Origin of the sequence: Persicitalea sp. (assembly GCF_041751555.1) — a bacterium.
In the GTDB taxonomy this organism is placed as follows: domain Bacteria; phylum Bacteroidota; class Bacteroidia; order Cytophagales; family Spirosomataceae; genus Persicitalea.
Map to the genome: position 1 here is coordinate 1 of NZ_JBGSXF010000702.1, position 3,983 is coordinate 3,983.

3 protein-coding genes and 1 pseudogene are annotated in these 3,983 nt (G+C 52.8%); all 4 read right to left on the reverse strand.

Annotated features, from left to right (window positions below; translation table 11 throughout):
* Positions 1-297: pseudogene (locus ACEW8P_RS24570) on the reverse strand (glycoside hydrolase); the annotation flags it as partial.
* Between the two features lie 99 nt (positions 298-396).
* Positions 397-2,349 carry a right-handed parallel beta-helix repeat-containing protein gene (locus tag ACEW8P_RS24575; RefSeq protein WP_373515705.1) on the reverse strand — a complete coding sequence of 651 codons (1,953 nt, stop codon included), beginning with the start codon at positions 2,347-2,349 and terminating at the stop codon, positions 397-399.
* A 100-nt stretch (positions 2,350-2,449) separates the two neighbouring features.
* Positions 2,450-2,617 (reverse strand): hypothetical protein, encoded by a 168-nt coding sequence (locus ACEW8P_RS24580; protein WP_373515706.1) that lies wholly within the window; start codon positions 2,615-2,617, stop codon positions 2,450-2,452.
* A 67-nt stretch (positions 2,618-2,684) separates the two neighbouring features.
* A partial coding sequence (locus ACEW8P_RS24585) for a PKD domain-containing protein (protein ID WP_373515707.1) occupies positions 2,685-3,983 on the reverse strand: 1,299 nt, incomplete at its 5' end.

Consider the following 3,983-nt stretch of genomic DNA (forward strand, 5'->3'; position numbering starts at 1 on the left):
ATTGAACTGCGCTGGCGAACGGTATTTCTGGTATGCCCTCAGCCAATAACTGCCGTCGCAATTGAATCGGGCCTGAAAATCGTCGGGATTGTTTCGGGTGGAGTCAATTTGATGGATGTAGTAGTCCAGCATATGCACAAAGGCTGAATCGTAGGTAGCCTCATCGGCCGTCCACATGTAGTCGGTATGGTCGTCATTGGCGATGTACAGCCGCTTGGCGGCGGTACGGCGATCCGGTTGGGCTTCTGCTGCCGGAAGACAACCAAAAAGAATCAAAAAGAGGAAGGTATTATTCATAGATGACAGATCGGATGGGTAAAGTACTTTGAAATTAAAGCAGGATGATATTACCCGTTTGTTAAAGGAATTATCGCTAAGGGGTATTTACAGATAACCTTATTGATCGACCCTAAACGCTCCCCGATCCAGGGCTGATGCCACCCGCGCTTTACCAGCCACATCGACAAGGGGCGCACTGTTGAAATGATGATACCCCGCCCGAATGGCCGGACTGCCGGGTTTTAGTCGAAAATCAGCCACCTTCGGGTCGAGCGACGCGTTTCGGAACAGCGGGTCAGCGACAATGTCGCCCCGCCCGTTGATGTTGGGACGCAGCCCGCCAAAATACAGATTGTTGATGCGGACAATATTGGCCGTGTCGCGATCGGCGGGGCGGCTGGGAAGCCAGAAATCAAGCGGTCTGTCGGCCTGAGCCACAATAATGTTATTAATCAGCATCACATCTTTGCAGTAATCAAGACCAATGTTTCCCCACTTCAATTCTGGCGTTATACCGTTGTTGTACAGTGTGTTACTGACAATATCGAGCCGATGACTCCCCCAATTCTGAATACCGCCCCCACCGTTACCATACACCAGGTTGTTCTGAATCAGGGTGCGTCCGAGATACGCATCGGGGTGTAGATAAGCTTCGCAATTGGCATCGAACAGAAAGCCGTTACCGTTGAAGATTTTAGGGTCGGTTTTCTTATAGACTTTGCACTGATTGCCATACGCCTGATTGCCCCGCACCAGAATCTTGGTCACGTTGTCGGTCTTATCGAAATCCGCATAGTGCATCAGCGAAAAGCCCGACATCGCCCAATGCACCGATGTGAAGCAGTTGTACCGCAGAATGGTGTTCTCAATGGTCAGCCAATCGGTATAATCGCCGTAAATTCCATCAGCTCCGCAATATTCAACGATGCAGTCGGCCACCCGGATATGGTGATACATCCGCACCGGCGAGAATGTGCCGTCGATGTTGATGCCCGTCGTTTCGGTAGCCGGGGTGGACGTGCCGAGTTCAGGCAATTTCTGATCCAGCAATTCTTGACTGTTGCCCCGAAAGTGCAGCCCACGCACTTCCAGATAGGCCAGTGTGGGTGAGCCTGTTAGGGTACGCGCCGTACCCTGAGCGATTCGTACGCCATCCTGACCATGACATAAAAGGGTCGGTTTGTGGCCGGGGTAGTTTTTTAGCGTAATCCAGGTGGCCGGTGCGCCCGGACGAATGAAACTGGCTACAGCCGCCCTTTTTTCCGTACCCTTATCGGAATAACTTCCGTCCATCAGCAAAATAATGTCGCCCTGTTTGGCCACATTCAAGGCCGCCTGTGGGTCGGCAAAAGCGGTTTTTTCGGTTCGTCCGTCGTTCGTGTTTTTGCCCGCCGGACTTACGTAATAGGCGGGGCGGCAATACGAAACATTGTCGAAATGCAGGGCTATTTCTCCGCCAGTAGCCTCATCGGCAGCCGATTCGCCGATTGAGAAACTAACCTGTACAAAGAGGTCTTTTGGATTAAACGTCCCCTCTCCAAATGCGGTCATGTCGGCCAGCTCGAAGGCTGAACGAAGGAAATGATTGGCCGTGGCGGGATAAACCGTTTTAGTTAAACCACCCGTCCGTTTTTTCGCTCCATCGAAAGATTCTATGCGTACCTCAACGGGCCGCACCGACGATACCGAATGGTCGAAACTAAGGGTAAGTTTTCCTGGATTAGTTTCCGCATTTTTTGCGGGGAGCAGACCCGAAATCAGGCTGGCGGTCCAGTTCGTTTTTGCGGCTGCTTTGGTAATGACAAGTTGCAGTCCATCGGACGGGATAGTGGTATTAGCTACGTCGATCATGCCAAACTTACCCCAGGTGGCCGTTGCCGACATGGTTGGCTCGCTAACCGTTGCCGACAGGCCTAACCATTTTTCATCGGGCCTGTAGTCTTTAAACCATGGCTGTTCCCGGTTGAAATCGGTGGTAACGATGGACTGAGCATTTGCGCTGAGCAAAGTGGTTCCGATAATTCCCGAAAAGAAGGCAAATTTTCCGGCAGATGAGCGTGTTGATGCCATGATGCGTCTGATTGTGGATTGACTGACAGCGCTCTTTTTCATGAGGTTTAGTTTAAGGTTGTGTTTTGGATAGGATAAAAACGAGACTCAGTCCAATCTTCTATGGCTGAATCGTCGGTCGCTTCATTGGCCGTCCACATATAGTCAGTATAGTCGTCGTTGGCAATGGACAAACGCTTGGCGGCGGTACGGCGATCCGGCGATCCGGCTGGGCTACTGTAAAGAACACATCCGTCAGTAGAAGGAAAAGCAGGAGGAGGTATTTCATGCTACGGACTAGGTTTCACGCAGAGGTTGAAAAACATGGGTTGGGGAAAGAGTATTTTTTGAGAATATCATTTCACAAACTCAATATCCGTAAAGAGCGGTCCGTTAAACATCCCGGTTTGCCCCTTGGCATCGTGGTACACAAAGTAAAGGTTCTGGGGGCCAGCCTGTTTTGTCAGATCGGTGGTTAGTTCAACGGGTTTGTCCGATCGGCGGACAGCAATAGTCCCAATGACCGGCCCGCTGGGCGAACCTGAATGCAGGGTTATACTTCCCTCCACCCCCGACGAAACCAAGTCCATCGTGATCTGCAGAATACCCGTCAGATCAATCTGTTCAAAACCAATCAAGGCCCCGTTCTCCGTAAACCGCACCCGGCCAGGTTCATTCTGGCTGCTGCCGTTTAGGGCCACTTTGGAAGAAGTATCGCACGTGATGGCTTCCACGACTGGGGGACGGAGCAAAAACTCCTTGCGGGTGGTGAGGGGCGGCAAACCGTTGGCCCCCCGGTCGGTGTAGGATAGGGTCAGCAGGTATTTGCCCGCTGCCTCCTGAGGCATGGCGGCTTTGGTAACGACGGTACCAACGAGGGGCAGCGACTTCACAGGAGCGGGTGCTTCGGCCAGCGATAGAATGTAGCCCACCATTTCGGTGGTTTGCGCTTTGGTTAATTGTGGGTGCGCCGACATGGCATTCTCGCCCCAGTTGCCTGCACCGCCACTCAGTACTTTGGCCGCCAGCCGGTCCACGGCTGTGGCATCCCCCTTGTAGCGTTTGGCAACATCCATATAGGAAGGCCCGATGGATTTCTGGTTCAAGCCGTGGCAGGCCTTGCAATCGCTTTGGTTGATGAGTTTTTCTCCGGAAGAAATACGCGTACTCCCCACCGCTGACTCGTAGTTCTGGGCGGCCAGGGTGATGTCTTCCCCGTAGGGAATGTACTCAAAAGTCAATACGGCTTTTTTGGGATCTACGCCTCCCTTCAACTTATCCTCCTGATCCGTGATGACGGTGCGGTACGGGAGGCTTTGGTTGGGCCAGTAAAACGATTTATTAGAGGGCCATTCCAGACTGATTTTCGGGGGCTCGTTGCCCGCTTTAATTTCCAGCGTTTTGGAGGACTGCTTACCCGCCTTGTCCGTTACTGTGAGCACGACCGGGTAGGTACCCGGCTTCTTGAAAGTGAATTCAGGATTGGCGGTATTGGAGCTTGCAATTGATTTGCCAGTGCCGAAATCCCAGGTATAGGTCAGGGCATCGCCCGCGTCGTAGTCCATGCTTTGCCGGCCCGAGAAACGAACCGTCAAGGGTAGCGCCCCGACCGTTTTGTTGGCGGTGGCTTTGGCGACCGGGGGCCGGTTGCCCTC

Coding starts and splice junctions, on each gene's coding strand:
- ACEW8P_RS24575 (WP_373515705.1), bottom strand. CDS start 2,349: ATGGCATCAACACGCTCATCTGCCGGAAAATTTGCCTTCTTTTCGGGA.
- ACEW8P_RS24580 (WP_373515706.1), bottom strand. CDS start 2,617: ATGAAATACCTCCTCCTGCTTTTCCTTCTACTGACGGATGTGTTCTTT.